Here is a 22,691-nt window from a genome sequence, read left to right as displayed (position 1 = left end):
CAATGCCCAGCTACACCCTGGACGAGGTCCGCAGCCGCGTGTGTCGGGAGCGCGATTCCTGGTGGACGGTGTGGGCGGTCGATCCGATCGCGATCCGCCTGGTCCGCCTGGTCGCCAACCGGACGTCGATCACGCCGAACCAGTTGACGGTGACGGTGCTGCTGCTGGGGCTGGGGGCGGCGGCCTGCTTCGCGGTGGGACTGTGGCCGTTCCTGGTCGCGGGAGCGGTTCTGTACTACCTGTGCTTCCTCGTGGACTGCATGGACGGCAAACTGGCCCGGTTGACCGACCGGGAGTCGCTGTTCGGTTCCTGGATGGACTACATCTTCGACCGGTTCCGGGTGCTGGTGTGCGCGATCGCGTTCATGGGGGGCCAGTACGTGCTGACCGGGCGGGTTGTCTTCGTCTGGCTGGCGCTGGCGGTGGTCTTCTGCGACATGCTGCGCTACCTGAACGCGCTGCAGGTGTACAAGATGCGCCGGGAGATGCGGTCGCGCCTGGCGGGGGCTCTGGAGTGGGCGCGGGCGACGCTGTCGATGCTGGAGCCGGAGGAGGCGGCCGCGGCGGATCGGCCGATGAGCGACACGGGGGAGCAGGCGGTCCTCCGGCACGGCATCTCGGTCCTGGAGCAGCTGCTGCGGTCGCAGACCGAGCGGGAGAACCGCGCCGACCGGGCCGCGGGCAAGCAGCCGGACGTGCGGCTGCCGCGAGTCGACCTGCACCAGGGGTTTCGGAGCCGCTTCCCCTGGTACCAGAAGTACTGGGAGTTCCTGCGGGCACGGCGGATCCGCACCCACCTGGTGAGCGGCATCGAGTTCCAGATCGCGGTGTTCGTCCTGGCGCCGTTCGCGGCGGTGTTCTCGGCCACGTCGGTCATCTGGATCACCGTGACGGCGGGTGTTCTCCTTCTCGCTTTCGAGATCTTGATCGTCTATAAACTGTGGTTGTCCACGCTGGACTTCTTCCGGGTGGTGGACGGGATCGAGAGCGCGCTGCGGCTCACGCGCACGCCTGACGAAGAAGTCATCAACCAGACCCCGGATGAGAGTCCGTCGCAGGCCACCCTGCGGTAGCGGAAGGAGTCGGCTGTATGCAAGGACGCAAGCCCGTGGGACCGCCACGCGACCCGGCGGCCGTGCAGGCGGAGATCGAGCAGGTGCAGCGGCGCCTGGCGGCCTCGATCGACGAGCTGGTCGACCGGACCAACCCCAAGAACGTGGCCAGGCGCGGGCTGGAGAAGGTGCGTCAGGCCGGCGGCTACCTGGCCGAGGAGGCGCGTGCGCTGGCGGCCGGGGACCCGGTGCGCCGCAGGAGCAGCCACCCGGTCGAACCGGAGGAGGGGGCCGTTCTCGTCAGCGGTGAGAACGAGGTGGTGACCGAGTACGAACTGCGGCAGCCGCCCTCTCCGGCGCTGCTGATCGGCGTGGGCGTCGGGGTGGCCGTCGCCGTGGGAGTGCTGATCGTGCTGCGGCGTCGAAGCAGGCGTTGACCCGGTGACGCAGCGGGGCCCGCCGGACCGCTACCGGCGGGCCCCGCTGCGTCACCGGGTCACAGGAACGTCTTTCCCTCACCCCGGTAGGTGGGGACGGCCGCGACCACCCGGTCCCCGTCCACCAGGTGCAGCCGGTCGAAGTGCTCGCACAGCTCCCCGGCCTTGGCGTGCCGCATCCAGACGAGGTCGCCCACGGCGAGGGTGTCGGCGACGGCTCCGAGCAGCGGCGTCTGGACCTCCCCGGCGCCCTCGGAGGGGCTGAACCGCAGCCCGGCGGGAAGGTGGGGCTGGGGCAGCCGGGACGGGTCGGGAGTGCCCGAGGCCAGGTAGCCGCCGCCCAGGACGGTGGCCGCACCGGGAGCGGGGCGGCGGACGACGGGGAGCGCGAAGAGCGCCGCGGGGCGGCGGTCCACCGAACGGTAGTGGTCGAAGAGCCGGGGCTGGTAGAGGCCGGAGCCCGCGGCGACCTCGGTGACGGCGCGCTCCCGGCTGGTGGTGTGCAGGCTTCCGGTACCGCCGCCGTTGACGAAACGCAGGTCGGCGACCTCGCGGACGGCTCTGACCACGGCGGCGCGGCGGCGGGCGAGCTCCCGGCGGGAGCGGTGCTGCACCCAGCGCAGCGCGGCGCCGTAGAGGGGGCGCCCGGGTGGGGCGTCGCCCACCCCGGCGATCTGGGCCTCGTAGGCCATGAGGCCGTCCAGGCGCAGTCCGGGGCGGCGGACGACTGCCCGGGCCAGTGCGGCGGCCTGCTGGGGGGTGCGGATCGGGGACCGGTGGGCGCCGATGCGGACGGCGGGGCCGAGCGGCTGCCAACTGGTGTCGATGTCGAGGCACACGCGCACGGGGGCGGCCGGGTCGGGGGCGGCGGCGGTGATGAGGTCGAGGTGGCGCACCGAGTCGACCATGAGGGTGATCCTGGCCGCGGCTTCGGGGGTGGCGGCCAGGCGGGCGATGGCGTCGGTGTCGACGGTGGGGTAGGCCACGAGGACGTCGGTGGCGAAGTCGGCGCTGCCGGGATCGGTGGCCAGCCAGAGTGCCTCGTCGAGGGTGTAGGCCATGATCCCGGAGAACCCGGGCATGGCGAGGACCTCGCGGAGCAGGGAGCGGCAGCGGACGGACTTGCTGGCGACTCGGATGGGTGTGCCCCGGGCCCGGCGGACCAGGTCGGCGGCGTTGGCGCGCAGGGCGCCCAGATCGACGATGGCGAAGGGGGCTTGCAGGTGGGCGGTGGCGGCCTCGTACCGTCTGCGGACGCTGCTCATGCAGTGAGCATGCCACAGCCGCGCGGCGCCGCCTTTCCCGGAAGACGGTTCCATTCGCTGGTCACGGCGGGTTCATCACGGCTGGACGGAGCGGAGACGGTTACCCTGGAAGCTCGTGAGACCGCGGATGGGTGCGGCCGTTCCCTTGTCGAAAGTCCCCTGTGAACTATGAGTGATCGCGAGTTCGTGCTGACGCTGTCGTGCCCCGACAGCCGTGGAATCGTCGCGGCGGTGGCGAATGTGCTGACCGCCCACAACTGCAACATCGAGGAGAGCCAGCAGTACGGCGACCACTACACGGGTCGGTTCTTCATGCGGGTGCAGTTCACCGCCGAGGACCCCGGAGTGGACGAGGACACGCTGCGGGGAGCCCTGGCGGTGCTGGCCTCCGAGTACGGGATGGACTGGGAGCTGTGGCGGCGTGCCGTGCGCGCGCGGGTGCTGGTGATGGTGTCCAAGTTCGGGCACTGCCTGAACGACCTGTTGTACCGCCAGCGCAGCGGCCTGCTGAACGCCGACATCACAGCTGTGGTGTCCAACCACCCGGACCTGCGGTTCCTGGCCGAGTCCTACGGCGTGGACTTCCACCACCTGCCGGTGACCCCGGAGACCAAGCCGGAGCAGGAGGCGCGGCTGCTGGAGCTGGTCCAGACCTACGACGTGGACCTGGTGGTGCTGGCCCGCTACATGCAGGTGCTCTCCGAGGACCTGTGCCAGAAGCTGTCGGGGCGGATCATCAACATCCACCACTCCTTCCTGCCGAGCTTCAAGGGGGCCCGCCCCTACCACCAGGCGCACGCCCGCGGGGTGAAGCTGATCGGTGCGACGGCGCACTACGTGACGGCCGACCTGGACGAGGGGCCGATCATCGAGCAGGAGGTCGCCCGGGTGGACCACACCTTCAGCCCGGAGCAGCTCACCGAGGTCGGACGCGACCTGGAGTCGATGGCCCTGGCCCGCGCGGTGAACTGGCACGCCGAGCACCGGATCCTGCTGAACGGCACCAAGACGGTGGTGTTCAGGTGATGACGCGCTGACGTCCGCCCCGGGACGCCGTGCCCGGGGCGGACGGCCGCGTGGTCCGGGCACGGCGTCCCGGTGGCTGCGGGCCGTGCCGCACTCTGCGATAGGTTGGTCACGCTGAGTGTTTGACCGAGTGGTCTGAGTGGCAGTGGATGTCTGGAGTGCACCGAGTGGCGAAAGTCACAGGAAATGGTGTGCGGTGGCAGGCGTAACCACGCCCTTGCCGGTGAGGGGAGTCCGGGAGCCGCTCGGACACGGCCTCATCAATCCGGTGTGCGACCGCGGGCGGCTCTGGGGGGCCGGCTTCGGCCGGTGTGGGGAGGCGCAGAGGCATCGCTTCCCGCGGCAGGGATCAAAAGACGAAAAACGGGTAAAGCACACAGACTTCACGAAGTACCGGGGTGGATGAGTAAGCCGGAGCGTCGGCACGCACTCGACGCTCAGAGAATGGGGGGACAGGCATGACGACGGTGGAAGAGGCGCTGGTCCGTCCAGAGGCGGGCGCCACCGGACGGGCCGACCACGCGGCCGTGCGGACACTCCGGCCGTACCGTTCGTGGGCGGCCGTGGTGGTCGGCGGAGTGCTCGTGGGAGTGACCGGGCTGGCCGCCGCAGAGGTCATCTCCGCGCTCGCCGGAAGCCCGGTCACCGTGCTGCCCGTGGACCAGGCGGGCGAGCACGCCTCCGCCGCCCGGTGGAGCGATCCCGCCGTACAGGTGGCCTCCGCTGTCCTGGTGCTGATCAGCCTGCTGCTGATCGCCCTGGCCCTGCTGCCCGGCTGGGGACGCGGAGCGGAATGGCACCCCCACGACCCGGCGTTCGCGGCCGGAGTGTCCCGGGGGGCGCTGCGCCGGACCCTGGCGGCGGCGGCCCGCGAGGTGGACGGGGTGCACGACGCGCGGGTCACGCTGACCCGCCAGCGCGTGAAGGTCCGCGCCGACGCCGAGGCGCACCGCGCCGCGGAGGTGTCCCCGGCGATCCAGAACGCGGTGGAACGCAAGATCGTCGAACTGTCCCTGATCAGGGAACCGAAGGTGCGGGTCCAGGTGCGCTGCGCCAAGGCGTGACCGCGCCGCGCGGTGAAGCGGCCCGAGGGCCGCGGAGACCGTTCGACCTGCCGGGGGAGCGGCCGAGGGGAGGCGCGCCGGAGTCGCCGAGGAGATCCGGCGCCCTCCCCCGCAACGGCTCTGCAGGAGCGGGGGAGGGCCGTGTCCGGCCCCGGGGAGGCGTCCGCCGGACGACGGTGACGCCGCGCCCCGCCCGTCAGGGGGCCGCGGAATCCCGGGGACCGCTGCACCGTATCCGGAAACCACCGACGCGGCCCGCACGGCCGCGGGAGGAGACGGGGGGAGGGGGCGCCGCCCCGCGGAGCACGGGGCGGGCACGCCCGGGGCTTGCGGGAACCCGGGCGCTGGGGCGGTGAACCCGACACGGCGGCCCGGGACATGAAACGGGGGCCCGACACCGTCGGACCCCCGCGCGGCTCCCGACGCCCGCGGCGCCGGGAGCGTCTTGTCACAGCCCCGGGTAGAGCGGGTGCTTGGCGGCGAGCGCCCGGACCCGGGCACGCAGCGCCTCGGCGTCGAACTCCGGCTTGAGCGCCTCGGCGATGATGTCGGCGACCTCGGTGAAGTCGGCGTCGCCGAAGCCGCGGGTGGCCAGGGCCGGGGTGCCGATGCGCAGACCCGAGGTGACCATGGGCGGCCGCGGGTCGTTGGGCACGGCGTTGCGGTTGACCGTGATGCCGATCTCGTGCAGCCGGTCCTCCGCCTCCTGACCGTTGAGCTGGGAGTTGACCAGGTCGACCAGGACCAGGTGCACGTCGGTGCCCCCGCTCAGCACGCGGATGCCGGCCTCGGCGGCGTCGGGCCGGGTGAGGCGCTCGGCGAGGATCTTCGCGCCCGACAGGGTGCGCCGCTGCCGCTCGGCGAACTCCTCGGTCGCCGCGACCTTCAACGCCACCGCCTTGGCGGCGATCACGTGCTCCAGCGGACCGCCCTGCATGCCCGGGAACACCGCGGAGTTGATCTTCTTGCCCAGCTCCGCCTTGGCCAGGATGAGCCCGCCGCGCGGACCGCCCAGCGTCTTGTGCGTGGTGGTGGTCACCACGTCGGCGTAGGGCACCGGGTTGGGGTGCAGGCCCGCCGCGACCAGGCCGGCGAAGTGCGCCATGTCCACCATGAGCAGGGCGCCCGTCTGGTCGGCGATCTGCCGGAAGCGGGCGAAGTCCAGCTGGCGCGGGTAGGCCGACCAGCCCGCGATGATCAGCTTCGGCTGGTGCTCCTTGGCCAGCGCCTCGACCTCGTCGTAGTCGACCAGGCCGTCGGACTCGCGCACGTGGTAGGCCACGGCGTTGAGGATCTTGCCCGAGTAGTTGATCCGCATGCCGTGCGTCAGGTGCCCGCCGTGGGCCAGGTCCAGGCCCAGGATGGTGTCGCCCGGCTGCAGCAGCGCGAAGTACACGGCGGTGTTGGCCTGCGCCCCCGAGTGCGGCTGCACGTTGGCGTGCTCGGCGCCGAACAGCGCCTTGGCCCGGTCGATGGCCAGCTGCTCGACGACGTCGACGTGCTCACACCCGCCGTAGTAGCGGCGGCCCGGGTAGCCCTCGGCGTACTTGTTGGTCAGGACCGTTCCCTGTGCCTCCAGGACCGCCTGCGGGGCGAAGTTCTCGGAGGCGATCATCTCCAGGGTGTCGCGCTGGCGGGCGAGCTCGGCGTCCACGGCGGCCGCGACCTCCGGGTCGAGCTGCGCCAGCGACTGGTTGAGCGGATTGCTCTGGGCGGTCATGAGTTTCCTAACCTTCGCCTTCGGTGAGCTGCGTGTACTGCTCCGGGGTGAGCAAATCGGCGGGCTCGTCCGCGAGCTCCACCTTGAACAGCCAGCCCCGGCCGTAGGGGTCCGAGCCGATCAGCTCGGGATCGTCCACTGCGGCCTGGTTGATATCGACGACCTCCCCGTCGACCGGAGAATAGATCTCGCTGACCGACTTGTGCGACTCGATTTCGCCGCAGCCGTCACCAGCAGAGACGGTCGAACCGACCTCCGGCGGCTCGACGTAGACGATGTCCCCCAGCGCCTCGGCGGCGAAGGCCGTGATACCGACGGTGGCGATGCCCTCGTTGACCGCCACCCATTCGTGCTCCTTGGTGTAACCCAGCTCCGCGGGAACGCTCAATTCGACTCTCCAGGAGTGTTGTCCATTATTCAGCAGGAGCGCACACTGCCGTGCGCCGCCCCGACACCTTCGGTCCCACCGTGCCCGGCAGGACGGACAGTACCCAGCACGAGCGGGGGCCTACGTCTCCCGCCGGTAGAAGGGCAGGTCCACCACGTCCACCGCCTCGGCGCGGCCCCGCACGTCCACGCTGAACTCGCCGCTGGACAGGTCGGTGCCGGCGTCGACGGCCGCGATCGCGATGGGCTTGCCCAGGGTGGGGGAGGGCGCTCCGCTGGTGACGACCCCGACGGGAACACCGTCGCGCAACACCCCGTACCCCTTGCGGGGCACCCGTCGGCCGCGGCCGACGAGGCCGACGAGGGTCTGGGTGGGGCCGGAGGCGGCCCGTGCGGTGAGCGCCGCGCGCCCGACGAAGTCTCCCGGCTTGTCGAGTTTGACCAGGCGGCCCAGGCCCGCCTCGTAGGGGGTGAGGTTGGTGTTGAGCTCGTTGCCGTACAGCGGCATCCCGGCCTCCAGGCGCAGGGTGTCGCGGGCCGCCAGGCCTGCGGGCAGCAGTCCGAGCGGCTGTCCGGCCTCGTGGAGCGCGTTCCAGACGGCGGGGGCCTGCGCCGCGGGGCGGATGAAGACCTCGAAGCCGTCCTCGCCGGTGTAGCCGGTGCGGGCGAGGAGCACCGGGACCCCCGCGACGGTGCCGGGCCGGGCGGTGTAGGGGCCGAGGTCGGACAGGTCGGTGTCGGTGAGCGGGGCCAGGATCTCCACGGCCCGCGGCCCCTGCAGGGCGACCAGGGCGTACTCGTCGGACTCGTCGGCGACGGCGGTGTCGAACCCGTCGGCGCGCTCGGTCAGCGCGGCGGTGACGACGCCGGTGTTGGCCGCGTTCGCGACGACCAGGTACTCGTCCTCGTCCAGACGGTAGACGATGAGGTCGTCGAGCACCCCTCCGTGCTCGGCGACGAGCATGGTGTAGCGGGCCCGGCCCGTGGCGAGCGTGGACAGCCGTCCCACCAGCGCGTAGTCGAGGAATTCGGCGGCCTGGGGGCCGTGCACCCGGAGTTCCCCCATGTGGGAGAGGTCGAACAGCCCGGCCGCCGTGCGCACCGCCCGGTGCTCGGCGCTCTCGCTGCTGTAGCGCAGGGGCATGAGCCATCCCGCGAAGTCGACCAGGGTGGCGTTGAGCGCCAGGTGGGTCTCGTGCAGCGGAGTGGTGCGGGCACCGCCGGTCGGAGCCTGAGTCATGGACACTCCCGAAAGAGGGTGGGTGCGAGAACGAAGGCTGGTGAGCGCCGTCCCCCGCTGCCGTCGCCGCTGGAGGGCCTCGCCGCCTCGACGGTCCACACCTTCGGCGGAAGGTCCCCGTACTGCGCGGTCCTGTCTGCCGAGGCGCTCCCGCCCGTGTGGTCGGTGTGCCCGGGCGCACCGGGAGAACACGTCGGGTTCGGTGGTTCGCGCTTCCCGCCCGGAGCGTTCCGGGCGCGCAGGCGCCTGGTGTTCTCAGCCTAGCAGCGCGTGGTCGCCGGGCAAGGAGCGCCGGTGTGCGGCGGGCCGGGATCTGCCCGGGACCGCCGCACACCGGCGCTCGGCGGGACTCAGCCCGCGGTCTTGCGGCGGCTGCGCACGGCGTCGGCCAGCTGGGCCAGGACCTCCTCGGTGGTCTCCCAGCCCATGCACTTGTCGGTGATGCTCTGGCCGTAGGTCAGCGCGGCCGGGTCGCCGAGCTCCTGCGCTCCCGGCACCAGGAAGCTCTCCAGCATCACCCCGATGATGCCGGTCTGCCCCTCGGCGATCTGGGCGGCGATGGCCTGGGCCACGCCCGGCTGGCGCAGGTGGTCCTTGCCGCTGTTGGCGTGGCTGGCGTCGATCATCAGGCGGCGCGGCAGCCCCGCGGCCTCCACGACGTCGAGCGCGGCCGAGACGCTGGCCGCGTCGTAGTTGGGGCCGGAGCGCCCCCCGCGCAGGATGACGTGGCAGTCCGGGTTGCCCGAGGTGGACACGACCGCGCCGGAGCCGTGCGGGTCGACGCCGAAGAAGGTGTGCGAACTGGCGGCGGCCCGGCAGGCGTCCACGGCGACCTGGACGTCGCCGTCGGTGCCGTTCTTGAAGCCCACGGGCATGCTCAGACCGCTGCCGAGCTGGCGGTGCACCTGGCTCTCGGTGGTGCGCGCACCGATGGCGCCCCAGGTCACGGCGTCCGCGATGTACTGGGGGGTGATCGGGTCGAGGAACTCGGTGCCGGCGGGGACGCCCAGGGAGCCGATGTCGAGCAGCAGCCTGCGCGCGGTGCGCAGCCCCCGGTGCACGTCGAAGCTGCCGTCCAGGCCGGGGTCGTTGATCAGGCCCTTCCAGCCCAGCGTGGTGCGCGGCTTCTCGAAGTACACCCGCATGACCACGCACAGGTCGGAGGAGACGGAGGGGATCAGCGCCTTGAGGCGGCGCGCGTACTCCAGGGCGGAGTCGGGATCGTGCACCGAGCACGGTCCCACGACGACGAGCAACCGGTCGTCCTCGCCGTCGAGCACCTGTTTGACCTCGGCCCTGGCCTCCTCGACCAGTGCCGTGCGTTCGGGGCCCATCGGCAGTTCGGCCAGGATGTCGTGGGGGGCGACGAGCGGCTGGTAACTGACGACACGTGTGTCGTTGGTACTCGGCATGGGCGGTTCCTTCATCCTTGTTCCTGACTGGCAGGCTCGGTGGCTGTCGCGAGGGCCCGGCGGCGACAGGCTTCGGCGCCGCGGCCGCGAGCCCTTGTGGAGCTCCGCGTGGACACGTCACAAGATTCGTGCGCCGGCTTCCGGAATCCGACGGTCACACACCCGCTGTCCAGGCCGTTTGCGGCTGGGGCGAAAAGCGTGTTCGGCAGACACTCGAAAAACCCTAACGCGCTCGTGACGCAGCCTATTGCGACGACTCCGCGTCGGTGACAGGTGGCATGCGGTGAAGAGCGCCTTCCCGCCCCCGGCGGAGGTCTAGGATGAGGAAGGGCGGGCGAGGAAGGGGTGCGGTGGTCGGACCGCACGGCTCAGGACCGCACCGACAGGCACGCTGCCCCGTCGCCTGTCGTGGGGCCGCCGCCCGCCGCCGGGTCCGTCCCCCGGTCGCCGGGCGGGCCGCCCGCACCGGCGGGGACCGCGCCGCCGGGCCCCGGCCGACAGGAGGGCCGCGACTCCCGTCCACACCGCGGCCGTCTGCACCACGTCCTCCCCCCCCTGCTGTCCGCGGCCGGCACGCGTTCCCGCCGTGGGGCCCGGGGCCGCCGCCCGGGAGCGGGAGAGCCGTGAGCCCGGCACGACAACCCAGACTCGTTGAAAGAGGGGCACTTCTTGATGCGCACGCTGTACCCGCCCATCGAACCGTATGACAGCGGGATGCTCGACGTGGGCGACGGCAACCGGATCTACTGGGAACTCGTCGGCAACCCGGACGGAAAACCGGCGGTGTTCCTCCACGGGGGACCCGGGGCGGGCTGCTCCCCCGACCACCGTCGGCTGTTCGACCCCGACCGGTACCGCGTCATGCTGTTCGACCAGCGCAACTGCGGGCGCAGCACCCCGCACGCCAGTCTGGTCAGCACCGACCTGCACGCCAACACCACCTGGACGCTGGTGGAGGACATCGAACGGCTGCGCCGGATGGCCGGGGTGGACCGCTGGCTGGTGTTCGGCGGCTCGTGGGGCAGCGCGCTGGCGCTGGCCTACGCCGAGCAGCACCCCGAACGGGTCAGCGAGCTCGTCCTGCGCGGCATCTTCACACTGCGCAACGAGGAACTGCGCTGGTTCTACCAGAGCGGCGCGTCGTACCTCTTCCCCGACGCCTGGGAGCACTACCTGGCCCCCATCCCCGAGGACGAGCGCGACGACCTGATCGGCGCCTACGCCCGGCGGCTCAACTCGCCCGACCCGCGGGTGCGGCTGGAGGCGGCCAGGGCGTGGAGCGTGTGGGAGGGCAGCACCCTGACCCTGTACCCGAACGAGCGGATGCGCGCCGCGCACGCCGAGCCCGACTACGCCCTGGCCTTCGCCCGCATCGAGAACCACTTCTTCGTCCACGGCGGGTTCTTCAGCCCCGGACAGCTCCTGGAGAACGCCCACCGGCTCGCCGACATCCCCGGCGTGATCGTGCAGGGCCGCTACGACGTGTGCACTCCCCCCAAGACCGCGTTCGACCTGCACCGGGCCTGGCCGCAGGCGGAGTTCCACCTGGTGGACGACGCCGGGCACGCGTTCAGCGAACCCGGCATCCTGCACCGGCTGATCGAGGCCACCGACCGCTTCGCCGAGCGGTGACGCGCGCCGCGGCGGGGTCAGCGTCCCGCCGCGGCCAGGGCGTCGGCCCAGGAGGTGGGCTCGGCCAGCAGGGGGCGGTAGCGCATCACCCTGGGGGTGGAGCGCAGGCCCAGCACCCCCACGAGGCGGCCCGCCCTGCCGAAGAAGGCGACGAACTTGCGGCTCTGCGCCGAGCCGTGCACGATCTCCACGGTGTCGGCGGGGGCGGCCTGCCCGAGCAGTTGGATCTTCATGCCGTACTGGTCCGACCAGAAGTAGGGCACCGGCGTGTAGGGCGTGCGGGAGCCCTCCCCCGCGAGCAGGTTGTGCGCCGCCACGCGCGCCTGCTCCTCGGCGTTGGTCCAGTGCTCCAGGCGGATCCGGCCGCCGTAGCGCGGGTGGGGCCAGGCCGCGAGGTCGCCGACGGCGTACACCCCGGGCAGCGAGGTGGCGGAGTACTCGTCGCAGCGCACCCCGCCCGCCTCGGTGTCGAGCGCCACCCCCGATCCCGCCAGCCACTCGGTGTTCAGGTGCACCCCCAGCCCCGCCACGGCCAGGGGCGTCTCCACCGTGGTCCCGTCGGCCAGACGCACCCGCTCCAGGCGGCCGGCGCCCTCGAAGGCGGTCACCGGAACCCCCAGGCGCAGGTCGACGCCGTTGTCGCGGTGCAGTTCGGCGAGGACCGCCCCGATCCGGGGGTCCACCACCCGGGTCAGCGGGGTGTCCGCGGCCTCCAGCAGGGTGACGTCGGCGCCCAGAGCACGGGCGCTGGCGGCGACCTCGGCCCCGACGAAGCCCGCGCCCACCACCGCGACGCGTCCGTGCCGCAGCAGGTCGGCGCGGATCGCCTCGGCGTCGTCGAGCGTCCGCAGGACGTGGACGCCCGGCAGGTCGGTGGCGGGGCGGCGGGCGCGGGCGCCGGTGGCGACGACCACCCCGTCGGCGGTGACCGAGGTTCCGTCGGACAGCGCCACCGCCCGTTCGGCGGGGTGCAGCGCGACGGCCCGCACCCCCGGGCGCAGGTCCAGGTCGAGCGCGTCCAGTTCGGCCTCCGTGCGCAGCCACACCCCCCTGCCGGAGCCCTTCCCGGTCAGGACCTCCTTGGACAGCGGCGGGCGTTCGTAGGGGCGGTGGACCTCCTCGCCGACGAGGGTGATGGTTCCGTCGAAGCCCGCTTCCCGCAGCGCCTCGGCGGTGGTGAGGCCGGCCATGCCGGCACCGGCTACAACGATGGTCTGCAACTGTCGCTCCGCGGATCGGTGACGTCGTGCGCGGTGCCGAACGTACCAACGCCGCCGGCACCGGGTCCCACAGCGGCAACACCGACGCGGGCGGCGTTGCTTCCCGCAGGTGTTCCGTGCGGGGGGCCGCGCACGTGGGGAGGCGGGCAGGGGAGCGCGGGGAGGGGGACCGTCACAGACGGCGGGTAAGGTCGGGGCTGGTCCGCCGCGCACCACGCGGCCGGGCCGCAGGACGAGGCGAGGAGAGGGACGTGCCGCACGAGAAGCGCGCGGGCCACGAGGCCGTGCGAATAGGGGCGCTGACCCGGCGCCGGAGCGGGTGTCGCGCGCGTGACCTGGAGTACGCGGTGGTCGACGTCGAGACCACCGGGCTCCGGCCCGAGCAGGGGGCCAGGGTCTGTGAGATCGCGGTGGTGCGGATGCGCGGGGACGGCACGGTGATCCGCGAGTTCACCACGCTCGTCGACCCTCGGACCGCGGTCACCGGTCAGGAGTTCCACGGGATCGCCGACGGCGACGTGGTGGGGGCGCCCCGCTCCGCCGAGCTCGTGGCGGAACTGCGGGCGCTGTTCTCCGGCGCGGTCCTGGTGGGCCACAACCTCGACTTCGAGAACGCCTTCCTCACCAGTGAGTACGTTCCGGCCGGGCTGCCGGGGGGCCTGCCGGGGCTGTGCACGCTGCGGACGCTGCGGTCCCAGGTCGTTCTGGAGCGCTACTCGCTGGCCCGGGCCAGCCACGCACTCGGCGGCGACTGGCCGACCGGACAGCACACCGCGCTGGGGGACGCGCGGGCCTGCGCCCAACTGCTGGCCGAACTGCTGCGCAACGCCCCCGGGCCGCTGCACTACGTGGGGCCGGCGCCGGTGGTGCTGACCGCGGGGCCGAGTGCGGCGCGGCTCAAACCGCGTCGTTCGGCCGCGGGGGCGACGCGGTTGGCGGGGCCGTGCCCGCGGCCGGTGCCGGTGCGGCCGCCGCGGCCCTGGCCGCGGGTCTGGCGCGATCTGGAGTTGGACCCGCGGCTGTGCGCGGGGCGGTTCGGTGAGGCCGAACGGGCCCGGGCCGTCGCCCGGGCCCGCGCGGAGGCCCGGGCACGCTCGGCACTGCTGGCCGGCGCCGCGGTCACCGGTGCGGCGGCGGTCGCGGCGCTGGCGGCGGCCCTGCTCCGGCCCCGGCTCGAAGCGTGGTGGGCCGCGGAGGCGCGGGGCCTCACGCGGACCTGACCGGGCGAGGACACGACGACCGGCGTACCGCCCCGGGGTGGCGGTTCTCCCGCGATAGGCGGGGAGCACGGTTGGAGGAGCGGACACGGGCGGCCGCGGTCCCCAGCAGTTGCGTGTGGGCCGACTCGGGACGGCGTCCGGTCGCCGTCCCCGCCCGTGCTCGCGGTGTGCTCGCTCAGGTGGCGCGGGTCGCCGCCGCGGCGGTCTCCCGGTCCACGCCGAGGGCCCGGAGGGCGAACTCGGTCACCAGGGTGCGCGCCTCGGCCAGGTCGACCTCGCCGCGCACCAGGGGCATGCGCTGGGAGCCGATGAGGGCCAGCAGCAGTTTGGCGGTGTGCTCCACGGGGACCGACTCGAACTCGCCGCTCACCGTTCCCCCGTGCAGGATCTCCCCCAGCAGTCGCTGCATCGGCGCGACGTGGTCGGCGAGCTGCTGGTAGGCCTGCGGGCCCAGGCTCGCGCCGAGTTCGGCCGCGGCCGGGTGCGGGTGTTCGGCGATGGCCTCCAGCTGGAAGCTGATGAACCCGGCCAGCCGCTGCGTCGCCGAGGCGTCTTCGGGGAGTTCCTCCCGGCAGCGCCGCACGAAGTCGGCGGTCACCCGCTCGGTGAAGGCCAGCAGCAGGGCGGGCTTGTCGGGGAAGTAGTTGTACAGGGCCGTACGGGTGATGCCGGCCACCGCCGCCACGTCGGTCATGGAGATCTCCTCGATTCCCTGGTCGCGGGTGAGGACGGCCACCGCGTCCAGGATGCGGTCGAGCACCTGGGCGCGGTGCGCGGCGATGGTGGGGGCCGAGATCTTGGGCATATCCCTATCGTGGCACGTCTCACCGGGAGCCGTGCCACGGTCCTCACGACGCGTGGTCGGGGGTGCGGGGCAGCGGGTGGGAGCGGTCCAGTTCGGCCATCATCTCGTTGTTGAACCGGTAGGCCAGGCGCGCCTCCTCGACGGCCCGCCGCTGTTCGGCCTCGTCCAACTCCAGGGCGTCCAGGGCGGCGCGGTAGCCGTTCTTGAACCTGGGCAGGCTTCCCAGCCGGTCGAAGACGTAGAACTCGAAGCCCGCGCCGTCGTCGAAGCCGTAGGTGCGCTGGACGACCTTCTTGATGAGCTGTCCGCCCGACAGGTCGCCGAGGTAGCGGGTGTAGTGGTGGGCGATGAAGCCCGCGGGCCAGTCGGCGGTCCACCGGATGCGCTCGGCGTAGGCCCGGGTGGCGGGCAGGGGGGCGACGGCCTCGCGCCAGTCGGGACCGCACAGGAAGGCCAGGTCGCGTTCGAGGGCGGGGACCCGGTGCAGTTCGGGGAAGTGCACGGCGCCGCCGACGGGGTGGTCGGCGAGGGCCCGGGAGACCTCTTCGAGCGCGGTGTAGAGGAAGTAGTGCTGGACGACCAGGGCGACGTAGCCCTCGCGGGGCAGGGTGCCGGAGAGCAGGGCCCGGGAGAAGTCGTGGGCCTCGGCGGCGCCGTGCGCCTGCCAGGTGTCGTTGCGGAGCCGTTCGGAGAAGGTCGAGGAGGCGGACTGCTGCTGCGTGGCCTGTGCCGTGCCCATGGGGGGAGCTCCTTCTGTCCGGTGCCCGGGGAGAAGTCAGGAAACCGAGGATTTGATATGACATGATGTCGCTTGAAGGCGGAGAGCACAATGCTTGATGACGACATGTCGTCAAAAAACTTCGGTCCACCACCAGCGGCCCGGCGGCGTCGGCGCGTCCGGAGGGCGGCGAGTATCCTGGTCGCGACGGACGAAGCGATGTTCCATGAGCCCGGAGCCCGGCCCGTTCCCCCGGTCGGGTGTCGGACGTTTCCGGCCTGCGCTGCTGGCGGTGTGCGGAGCCGGGCCATTATCGTTTGACTGGCACGAACTTTTCGCGAACCAGCCTGGAGGGAGAAACGGAGTCGGGCTGGACGACCGCGCCCCCGGTGCGCTCGCCCTGCCAGGCGCCCCAGCACACCGGTGTCGGACCTGGAGGGGAGCCATGACACCGACCCCCCGCACGATCTGCTCCCGGGTGCTGAAGAGACAGTCGACGTAGAGGCGGTATGTGGACATTGGAAAGACAGGGCACGAGCCGCCGAACGTGCCCCCACCCCCAGGCACGCGAAGCGCACCCCTCCGAGGCGCCGTGGAATCAGTAGACATCCTCCTGATCGAGGACGACCCCGCGGACCGACTCCTCGTCGAGGAGTTCCTCGCGGACACAGCACTCAACGCCAAGATCACCTGGGTCACCACACTGGCCGAGGCCCGGCCGCACCTGCCCGCGTTCCGCGGCTGCGTGCTGCTCGACCTCAACCTGCCCGACGCGCGCGGCATGGACCTGCTGCGTGAGGTCCTCACCGCGGCCGAGTCCGCCGCGGTCGTCGTCCTGACCGGACTGGACGACGAGCACGAGGGCATCGCCGCAGTGGCCGCCGGAGCCCAGGACTACCTGGTCAAAGGGCAGGTCGACGGCTCCCTGCTGGCCCGCAGCCTGCGCTACTCGGTGGAACGCCAGCGCGCCGACGAGAACGCGCGCCAACTGCGCGAGGCCGAGCTGCACGCCCGGGAGAACATGCGCCTGGAACGGGGGCTGCTGCCGCAGTTGCTGCTCGACGAGTCCCTCCTGGTGCCCCGGTCCTTCTACCGGCCCGGCCGCAAACGGGCCCTGGTCGGCGGCGACTTCTTCGACGCGGTGGAGCGGGAGGGCACCACCCACCTCATCGTCGGCGACGTCAGCGGCCACGGCCCGGACGAGGCCGCGCTCGGCGTCAACCTGCGCATCGCCTGGCGGGCCCTGGTCATGGGAGGGGTCGCGGAGGAGCGGCTGCTGTCCGCCCTGGAGAAGATCCTCGTCTCCGAACGCGCCCAGGACGAGATGTACGCCACGCTCTGCCAGGTCAGCATCGACCGGGGCGCGGAGGAGGCGCGGATCCGGCTGTTCGGCCACCCGCCGCCGCTGGTCCTCAGCCCGGACCGGCGGGTCATCGAGGTGGACGCCGAACCCCGCCCGCCGCTGGGCATGCTCTTCGACGTCGAGGCGACGGTCGAGAGCTTCCCCTTCCCCCGCGGAGCCACCCTCATGCTCTACACCGACGGACTGGTGGACGCCTACGACGGCAACGGCTCCGACCGGCTCGGCGTCACCGGCCTGTCCCGCATCGTCGAAGGCGTCCTCGCCTCGGGAACCTCGATCGCCCAACTGCCCGAGCGCCTCGTGGACGAAGCCGAACAGCACAACGGCGGTCCGCTCCAGGACGACGTCGCGATGCTGCTCGTCACCTATGGGGAATGACCACGTGAACTCCGACACCGCATCGGGGGGCGGAGCGACTTCGGTCGCGGGAGCGCTCTTCACCCGTCCCTGGTCGCTGCGGCGACGCGTCACCGTACTGCTGATCTCGGTGGGCGTCGTCCTCATCGCCTCCGTGGCCACCATCGTCGTCACCGCCCTGGAGGCGCGCGAGGCGGTGGTCCGCCAGGTCGAACAGCTCACTCCCGCACAGAGCGCCCTCCACCAGACCATGGCCGCCTACTACAACCAGGACAACGGCATCCGCAGCTACGCGGCCACCGGAACGCTCGACTCCCTGGAACCGTACGAACAGGGCCGCCGCACCCTGGACGCGAGCCTCCCCCAACTGGAGCAGGCGGCCCGGGACAACCCCGCCATCGACTCCGACATCGAGGCCCTGCTGGCCGCGGGGGAGTCGTGGAGCAGCGAGTTCGCCGAACCGGTCCTGGACAAGGTCCGCAACGGCGAGCAGCTCACCCCCGCCGACGTCCAGCTCGGCGAGGAGCGCTTCAACTACCTGCGGGAGGCGTCCAGCAGCGCCCAGGGGCGCGTCACCGCCGCACTGGAGGAGGCCCAGGCGGAGCTGTCCTCGGCCACCCAGCAGCTCGCCGCGCTGCTGATGCTGGTGGGCGTGGTCATCGTGGTGCTGTGCGGCTTCCTGTGGGTGATGCTCCAGCACTGGGTGCTGCGCCCGCTGGACGAACTGGGACGTCACCTCCAGCAGGTCTCGGACGGCTACTACACCCACCGCATCGAACTGGAGGCGCCGCCCGAGATCGAACGGGTCGCCAGCAACGTGGACGCCATGCGGGAACGCATCGTGCACGAACTCGACGAGGTCGGCACCGCCCGGCGCGCCCTCCAGGAGCAGTCGGAACTGCTGGAGCGCCAGACCGAGGAGCTGCGCCGCTCCAACCTGGAGCTGGAGCAGTTCGCCTACGTCGCCTCCCACGACCTCCAGGAACCGCTGCGCAAGGTCGCCAGCTTCTGCCAGCTGCTCAAACGCCGCTACCACGGGCAGTTGGACGAGCGCGCCGACTCCTACATCGACTTCGCGGTCGAGGGGGCCAAGCGCATGCAGACCCTGATCAACGACCTGTTGGCGTTCTCCCGCGTGGGACGGACCAAGAACTTCGGCACCGTGGACCTCAACAGCGTGCTCGACGACGCGCTCGCCAGCCTCGGCTCGGCGTTGGAGGAGGCCGAGGCCGTGGTCACGGGAGACCCGCTGCCCGAGGTCCAGGGGGACCGCACCCTGCTGACCCAGGTCTTCTTCAACCTGATCGGCAACGCCGTGAAGTTCCGCGGCGAGGAGTCGGCCCGCGTGCACATCAGTGTCCGGCGGGAGGGGGCCGAGTGGGTGTTCTGTTGCGCCGATAATGGGATCGGCATCGAGCCGCAGTACGCTGAGCGGATCTTCGTGATCTTCCAACGACTGCATACGCGCGACAAGTACGGCGGCACGGGGATCGGGCTGGCCATGTGCAAGAAGATCGTGGAGTTCCACGGCGGACGCATCTGGCTGGACTCCGACTCCGACGAGCCGGGAACCCGGATCTGCTGGTCGCTGCCGGTGGACACGGACAAGGACGACGACCACTCCGACGAAGAGGCGTCACCGCTGACCGAGCGGTCCGGACAGGACGCCGATGGCGCCGACAGATGAGAAGGTTTGGGGATTGAACGAGGTCCGCATGGTGCAACCTATCGAGGTGCTGCTGGTCGAGGACGACCCCGGCGACGCCCTCATGACCCGGGAGGCGTTCGCGGAGCACAAGGTCGGCAACCGCCTGCACGTGGTCTCCGACGGGGTCGAGGCCCTGCGCTTCCTCCGCCGGGAGGGCGAGTACGCCCAGGCGCCCCGGCCGCATCTCGTGCTGCTCGACCTCAACCTGCCCCGCAAGGACGGACGCGAGGTCCTGCAGGAGATCAAGCAGGACGAGGACCTGGCCCGCATCCCCGTCGTCGTCCTGACCACCTCGGAGGCCGAGGAGGACATCATCCGCAGCTACCAGCTGCACGCCAACGCCTACGTGACCAAGCCCGTCGACTTCGAGCAGTTCATCAAGGTGGTCCGCCAGATCGACGACTTCTTCGTCACCGTGGTGCGCCTGCCGCAGCGGTGAGGCGTCCGCGGCCGGGCACGGTGCGAACACCCCCGGCACCGGGGTGGAGCGGTCTCCGAGCACACGGGCGGGTTCTCGACTACGGTTGGTCCCATGAGCCTGCCCGAACCCCGTAACCCCTCCGGGCCGTACCGCATCTGCGTGGTGTGCCTCGGTAACATCTGCCGCTCCCCGATGGCGGAGAAGATCCTGATCACCGACCTCGCGCGCGCCGGACTCGCCGACCTGGTCCAGGTGGACAGCGCAGGTACGGGCGACTGGCACGTCGGAGCGGACATGGACAGGCGAGCCGCGTCGACCCTGCGCAAGTACGGCTACCCGACCGGACACGCCGCACGCCAGTTCTCCCCCGCCTGGTTCGCCGAACGCGACCTGGTCCTGGCCATGGACACCGACAACCTCGCCGACCTGGTCCGACTCGCTCCCGACGGGGAGACCGAGGCGCGGATCCGCCTGTTCCGCTCCTTCGCCCCCGGCGCGGGGCCCAACCCCGAGGTGCCCGACCCCTACTACGGAGGCGAGGACGGCTTCATCACCGTGCTCACCATGATCGAAGCCGCCTCCAAGGGACTCGTCGGAGAGCTCGCCGCACTGCTCGGCCCGCGCTGAAGGGGGACACGTGGACTCCGTCGCCGCCAGGGTGACCGAACTGACCGGACGCGAGGTCGCCGCCGTCGCCGAGACGGGAACCAGCCACCGGTGGCGGCTGTACCGCGTCGAACTGGCCGACGGGACCCCCCTCTTCGTCAAGGCGCTTCCCGACGGGGCGCCGGGGATCGACGGACTCTTCCGCGCCGAGGCGCTCGGCCTGGACTGGCTGGGCCGGTCGTTCGGCTCCCCGGTGCCCCCGGTCGCCGGCTGGGACGAGCGCACCCTGGTGCTGGCCTGGGTGGAGGAGCGTCCGCCCAGCCCCGAGGCGGCCGAGCGCTTCGGTCACCAGCTCGCCGCCATGCACCTGGCGGGCGCCGAGTCCTTCGGCGCGACCTGGGACGGCTACATCGGACCGCTGCCCATGGACAACACGCCGCGGTCCGCGTGGCCGGAGTTCTACGCCGAACAGCGGATCCTGCCCTACCTGCGCCGTGCCGCCGACCGGGGTGCGCTCACCCCGGGCGACGTCCGGCTGGTCGAGAAGGTGCTCGACGCGCTCGACCACCTGGCGGGAGACCCGGAGCCCCCGGCCCGTGTCCACGGCGACCTGTGGAACGGCAACGTGCTCTGGCAGGACGACGGCGCGGTGGTGGTGGACCCGGCGGCGCACGGCGGCCACCGGGAGGCGGACCTGGCCATGCTGGCGCTGTTCGGCCTGCCGTACCTGGACCGGGTCCGCGACGCCTACAACGAGACCGCGCCGTTGAGCGAGGGCTGGCGGGCGCGGGTGCCCCTGCACCAGCTGCACCCGCTGCTGGTGCACGTGTGCCTGTTCGGAGCGGCCTACCGCACCATGGTGTTGGAGACGGCCCGGGCGGCGCTGCGCGCGTGACCGGTTCCGACGGGCCGTCCGGCGGGCCCCGTGTCCGTGACGGCAGCGGCCCCGGCCGGGTGGAGCCCGGCCGGGGCCGCTGCCGTCACGGGGACTCAACCCTTCACACTGCCCGCGAGCAGGCCGCGGACGAAGTACCGCTGCAGGGTGAAGAACACGATCAGCGGGACCACCATGGACACGAACGCGCCCGCGGTGAGCCGCTGCCACTCGTTGCCCCGGGTTCCCGCCAGCTCGGCCAGCCGGACCGTCAACGGGGCGGTGGAGACGTCGCCGCCCGCGAAGATCAGCGCCACCAGCAGGTCGTTCCACACCCACAGGAACTGGAAGATCGCCAGCGACACCAGGGCGGGGACGATCAGCGGCAGCACCACCCGGCGGAACAGCACCCCGTGTCCGGCGCCGTCCACCCGCGCGGCCTCGAAGAGGCTGTGCGGCAGCTGCGAGACGAAGTTGTGCAGCAGGAAGATGCCCAGGGGCAGGCCGAAGATCGTGTGCGCCACCCACACGTTGGTGAACGCGAACGCGCCCGGCAGGTCCCAGGCGGGCAGCACCTGGATGTCGCCGATGCTCACCCCCTGGGAGAAGAACCGCAGCAGCGGCACCAGGGACATCTGCAGGGGCACGATCTGGAGCGCGAAGATCCCCAGGAACAGCCAGTCGCGGCCGGGGAAGTTCACCCAGGCCAGGGCGTAGGCGGCCAGCGCAGCGAGGAGCACCACGAACACCGTGGAGGGCACGGTGATGACGAAGGAGTTCACGAAGTAGCTGGCGAGCTGCCCCTGGCTGGAGGAGAACAGCACCTCGCGGTAGTTGGTCAGGGTGAGCTGGGGGTCGGTGAACATCGTCCACCAGCCGGTGGTCTTGATCTCCTGTTCGGGACGGAACGAGGAGATGAACAGCCCGGCGGTGGGCAGGGTCCACAGGGCGGCGATGACGATCGCGATGACGCTCGCCGTGGTACTGGACAGCCGTCTGCGCACCCGGGCCGCGGCCGACTCGCGGGCGCCCTGCCCGGCGGCCTTCCCGGCCGCGGGCTGGAGGGGCGGGACACGGCCTCCGAGACCGTCCGCGGGGGCGGGCGACGACCGGCGCGCGCCGCCCCCCTCCTCCTCGGCGGTCGGGGACTGCGGGGTCGTGCTCATCGCTGCTCCTCCCTCAGACGTCGGTTGGTGCGCATCTGCACGATGACCAGTGGAACGACCAGGACGAACAGGAACACCGCGAGCGCCGATCCCATGCCCAGCTCGCCGTAGCGGAACGCCTGGGCGTACATCTCGTTGGCGATGACGCTGGTCTCGTACTGGCCGCCGGTCATCGTGCGCACGATGTCGAACACCTTCAGGGTCTGCACCGAGATGGTGATCAGCACGACCATCAGCGTCGGCCACACCGAGGGCAGCGTGATGTGCCGGAAGTGCGACCACACGCTGGTGCCGTCGATCCGGGCGGCCTCGATGATGTCGTCGGGGATGGCCTTGATGGCCGCGGAGAGCACCACCATCGCGAACCCGGCCTGCACCCAGATCAGCACCACGATCAGCAGCAGGGTGTTCAGCGGGGTCTCCAGCAGCCACAGCCGCGGTTCGCCGCCGAACCACACGATGAGCTGGTTGAGCAGACCGATCTGGTCGGCTTCGGCCGGACGGTAGGCGTAGACGAACTTCCAGATGATGCTGGCGCCGACGAACGAGATGGCCATCGGCATGAAGATCAGCGACTTGGCCACCGACTCGAACCGCCTGCGGTCCACCAGCAGTGCGTAGAACAGGCCGATCGCGGTGGCCAGCACCGGCCCGAACAGCACCCACAGGAAGGTGTTGCGCAGCACGACCAGGATCTGGGGCTGCGTGAACATGCGAACGTAGTTGTCCAGGCCCACCCAGGCCGTGCCCCGGCCGTCCATGAAGGACAGCAGGGTGGTGCGGAAGACCGGGTAGACCAGGCCCAGGATGAGCAGGACCAGCGCGGGCGACAGGAAGAGTGCGGCCTGCCACCACTCGGTTCTGGTCTTCTTCGGCCCGGCGTCCACCAGGAACAGCAGGACGCCGATGACGGCCAGGAAGCCCGCGACACCGATCACCAACCACACGAGCTTGGGAAGCTCTTCGACAAGGGAGAAACCCATTCCCGTCCTCTTCCG

At 71.7% G+C, this 22,691-nt stretch carries 21 protein-coding genes; 11 read left to right on the top strand and 10 right to left on the bottom strand.

Annotated elements, in window-relative coordinates:
* Positions 1-2: 2 nt before the first annotated feature.
* Both FOF52_RS12045 and FOF52_RS12040 read left to right on the top strand, forming a co-directional pair.
* Positions 3-1,073: a CDP-alcohol phosphatidyltransferase family protein gene (locus FOF52_RS12045; protein WP_248590061.1), complete on the top strand. Its 1,071-nt coding sequence runs from the start codon at positions 3-5 to the stop codon at positions 1,071-1,073.
* 17 nt (positions 1,074-1,090) lie between these two features.
* A complete protein-coding gene (locus FOF52_RS12040; protein ID WP_248590060.1) occupies positions 1,091-1,489 on the top strand; it encodes a DUF3618 domain-containing protein in 399 nt (132 codons plus the stop codon).
* 59 nt (positions 1,490-1,548) lie between these two features.
* Here the strand turns inward: FOF52_RS12040 and FOF52_RS12035 are convergent, their stop codons facing one another.
* On the bottom strand, positions 1,549-2,754 hold the full coding sequence (locus FOF52_RS12035) for an alanine racemase (RefSeq protein ID WP_248590059.1): 1,206 nt from the start codon (positions 2,752-2,754) through the stop codon (positions 1,549-1,551).
* 168 nt (positions 2,755-2,922) lie between these two features.
* On the opposite strand from FOF52_RS12035, the gene purU reads away from it, so the two are divergent.
* Together purU and FOF52_RS12025 are read left to right on the top strand one after the other, a co-directional pair.
* On the top strand, positions 2,923-3,780 hold the full coding sequence (purU, locus tag FOF52_RS12030) for a formyltetrahydrofolate deformylase (RefSeq protein WP_248590058.1): 858 nt from the start codon (positions 2,923-2,925) through the stop codon (positions 3,778-3,780).
* Positions 3,781-4,238: 458 nt separating this feature from the next.
* Positions 4,239-4,844 carry a DUF6286 domain-containing protein gene (locus FOF52_RS12025; protein ID WP_248590057.1) on the top strand — a complete coding sequence of 202 codons (606 nt, stop codon included), beginning with the start codon at positions 4,239-4,241 and terminating at the stop codon, positions 4,842-4,844.
* A gap of 448 nt (positions 4,845-5,292) precedes the next feature.
* Here FOF52_RS12025 and FOF52_RS12020 read toward each other — a convergent pair whose 3' ends face one another.
* From FOF52_RS12020 to FOF52_RS12005, 4 genes are all read right to left on the bottom strand, one after another.
* The gene (locus tag FOF52_RS12020) at positions 5,293-6,564 is read right to left on the bottom strand and encodes a serine hydroxymethyltransferase (RefSeq protein ID WP_248590056.1); all 1,272 of its coding nucleotides are present in this window, start codon (positions 6,562-6,564) and stop codon (positions 5,293-5,295) included.
* 7 nt (positions 6,565-6,571) lie between these two features.
* On the bottom strand, positions 6,572-6,952 hold the full coding sequence (gene gcvH / locus FOF52_RS12015; protein WP_248590055.1) for a glycine cleavage system protein GcvH: 381 nt from the start codon (positions 6,950-6,952) through the stop codon (positions 6,572-6,574).
* A 120-nt stretch (positions 6,953-7,072) separates the two neighbouring features.
* Positions 7,073-8,191, bottom strand: a complete 1,119-nt coding sequence (gcvT, locus tag FOF52_RS12010) for a glycine cleavage system aminomethyltransferase GcvT (protein WP_248590054.1) — start codon at positions 8,189-8,191, stop codon at positions 7,073-7,075.
* A gap of 350 nt (positions 8,192-8,541) precedes the next feature.
* Entirely contained in the window at positions 8,542-9,603 is a 1,062-nt protein-coding gene (locus FOF52_RS12005) for a 3-deoxy-7-phosphoheptulonate synthase (RefSeq protein ID WP_248590053.1), read from the bottom strand.
* A 672-nt stretch (positions 9,604-10,275) separates the two neighbouring features.
* Here FOF52_RS12005 and pip point away from each other — a divergent pair.
* The gene (gene pip / locus FOF52_RS12000) at positions 10,276-11,235 is read left to right on the top strand and encodes a prolyl aminopeptidase (protein ID WP_248590052.1); all 960 of its coding nucleotides are present in this window, start codon (positions 10,276-10,278) and stop codon (positions 11,233-11,235) included.
* Between the two features lie 17 nt (positions 11,236-11,252).
* Here pip and FOF52_RS11995 read toward each other — a convergent pair whose 3' ends face one another.
* Positions 11,253-12,455: an NAD(P)/FAD-dependent oxidoreductase gene (locus FOF52_RS11995; protein WP_282573413.1), complete on the bottom strand. Its 1,203-nt coding sequence runs from the start codon at positions 12,453-12,455 to the stop codon at positions 11,253-11,255.
* A 251-nt stretch (positions 12,456-12,706) separates the two neighbouring features.
* Here FOF52_RS11995 and FOF52_RS11990 point away from each other — a divergent pair, with 251 nt between their 5' ends.
* Positions 12,707-13,675, top strand: coding sequence for a 3'-5' exonuclease (locus tag FOF52_RS11990; RefSeq protein WP_248590050.1), 969 nt, complete (start codon positions 12,707-12,709; stop codon positions 13,673-13,675).
* Between the two features lie 175 nt (positions 13,676-13,850).
* On the opposite strand, the gene FOF52_RS11985 is transcribed toward FOF52_RS11990, so the two are convergent.
* Together FOF52_RS11985 and FOF52_RS11980 are read right to left on the bottom strand one after the other, a co-directional pair.
* Complete coding sequence (locus tag FOF52_RS11985; protein ID WP_248590049.1) at positions 13,851-14,480, bottom strand: TetR/AcrR family transcriptional regulator; 630 nt, start codon at positions 14,478-14,480, stop codon at positions 13,851-13,853.
* A 43-nt stretch (positions 14,481-14,523) separates the two neighbouring features.
* On the bottom strand, positions 14,524-15,219 hold the full coding sequence (locus FOF52_RS11980; protein ID WP_248590048.1) for a biliverdin-producing heme oxygenase: 696 nt from the start codon (positions 15,217-15,219) through the stop codon (positions 14,524-14,526).
* A 526-nt stretch (positions 15,220-15,745) separates the two neighbouring features.
* Here FOF52_RS11980 and FOF52_RS11975 point away from each other — a divergent pair.
* The 5 genes from FOF52_RS11975 (at position 15,746) to FOF52_RS11955 (ending at position 20,548) form a co-directional block, all read left to right on the top strand.
* Entirely contained in the window at positions 15,746-16,939 is a 1,194-nt protein-coding gene (locus FOF52_RS11975; RefSeq protein WP_248593847.1) for a PP2C family protein-serine/threonine phosphatase, read from the top strand.
* A gap of 4 nt (positions 16,940-16,943) precedes the next feature.
* Entirely contained in the window at positions 16,944-18,605 is a 1,662-nt protein-coding gene (locus tag FOF52_RS11970) for a sensor histidine kinase (RefSeq protein WP_248590047.1), read from the top strand.
* Positions 18,606-18,633: 28 nt separating this feature from the next.
* Positions 18,634-19,065, top strand: a complete 432-nt coding sequence (locus FOF52_RS11965; RefSeq protein ID WP_248590046.1) for a response regulator — start codon at positions 18,634-18,636, stop codon at positions 19,063-19,065.
* A gap of 93 nt (positions 19,066-19,158) precedes the next feature.
* Positions 19,159-19,674 (top strand): low molecular weight protein-tyrosine-phosphatase, encoded by a 516-nt coding sequence (locus tag FOF52_RS11960; protein ID WP_248590045.1) that lies wholly within the window; start codon positions 19,159-19,161, stop codon positions 19,672-19,674.
* A gap of 10 nt (positions 19,675-19,684) precedes the next feature.
* A complete protein-coding gene (locus FOF52_RS11955) occupies positions 19,685-20,548 on the top strand; it encodes a fructosamine kinase family protein (RefSeq protein WP_248590044.1) in 864 nt (287 codons plus the stop codon).
* Between the two features lie 95 nt (positions 20,549-20,643).
* On the opposite strand, the gene FOF52_RS11950 is transcribed toward FOF52_RS11955, so the two are convergent.
* Complete coding sequence (locus FOF52_RS11950) at positions 20,644-21,693, bottom strand: carbohydrate ABC transporter permease (RefSeq protein ID WP_248590043.1); 1,050 nt, start codon at positions 21,691-21,693, stop codon at positions 20,644-20,646.
* Positions 21,690-22,676: a carbohydrate ABC transporter permease gene (locus tag FOF52_RS11945; RefSeq protein WP_248590042.1), complete on the bottom strand. Its 987-nt coding sequence runs from the start codon at positions 22,674-22,676 to the stop codon at positions 21,690-21,692. Before FOF52_RS11945 ends, FOF52_RS11950 begins: the two co-directional genes overlap by 4 nt.
* Between the last annotated feature and the right edge of the window lie 15 nt (positions 22,677-22,691).

It is taken from the genome of Thermobifida alba (assembly GCF_023208015.1).
In the GTDB taxonomy this organism is placed as follows: domain Bacteria; phylum Actinomycetota; class Actinomycetes; order Streptosporangiales; family Streptosporangiaceae; genus Thermobifida; species Thermobifida alba.
This window is presented reverse-complemented; position numbering and strand designations above follow the sequence as displayed.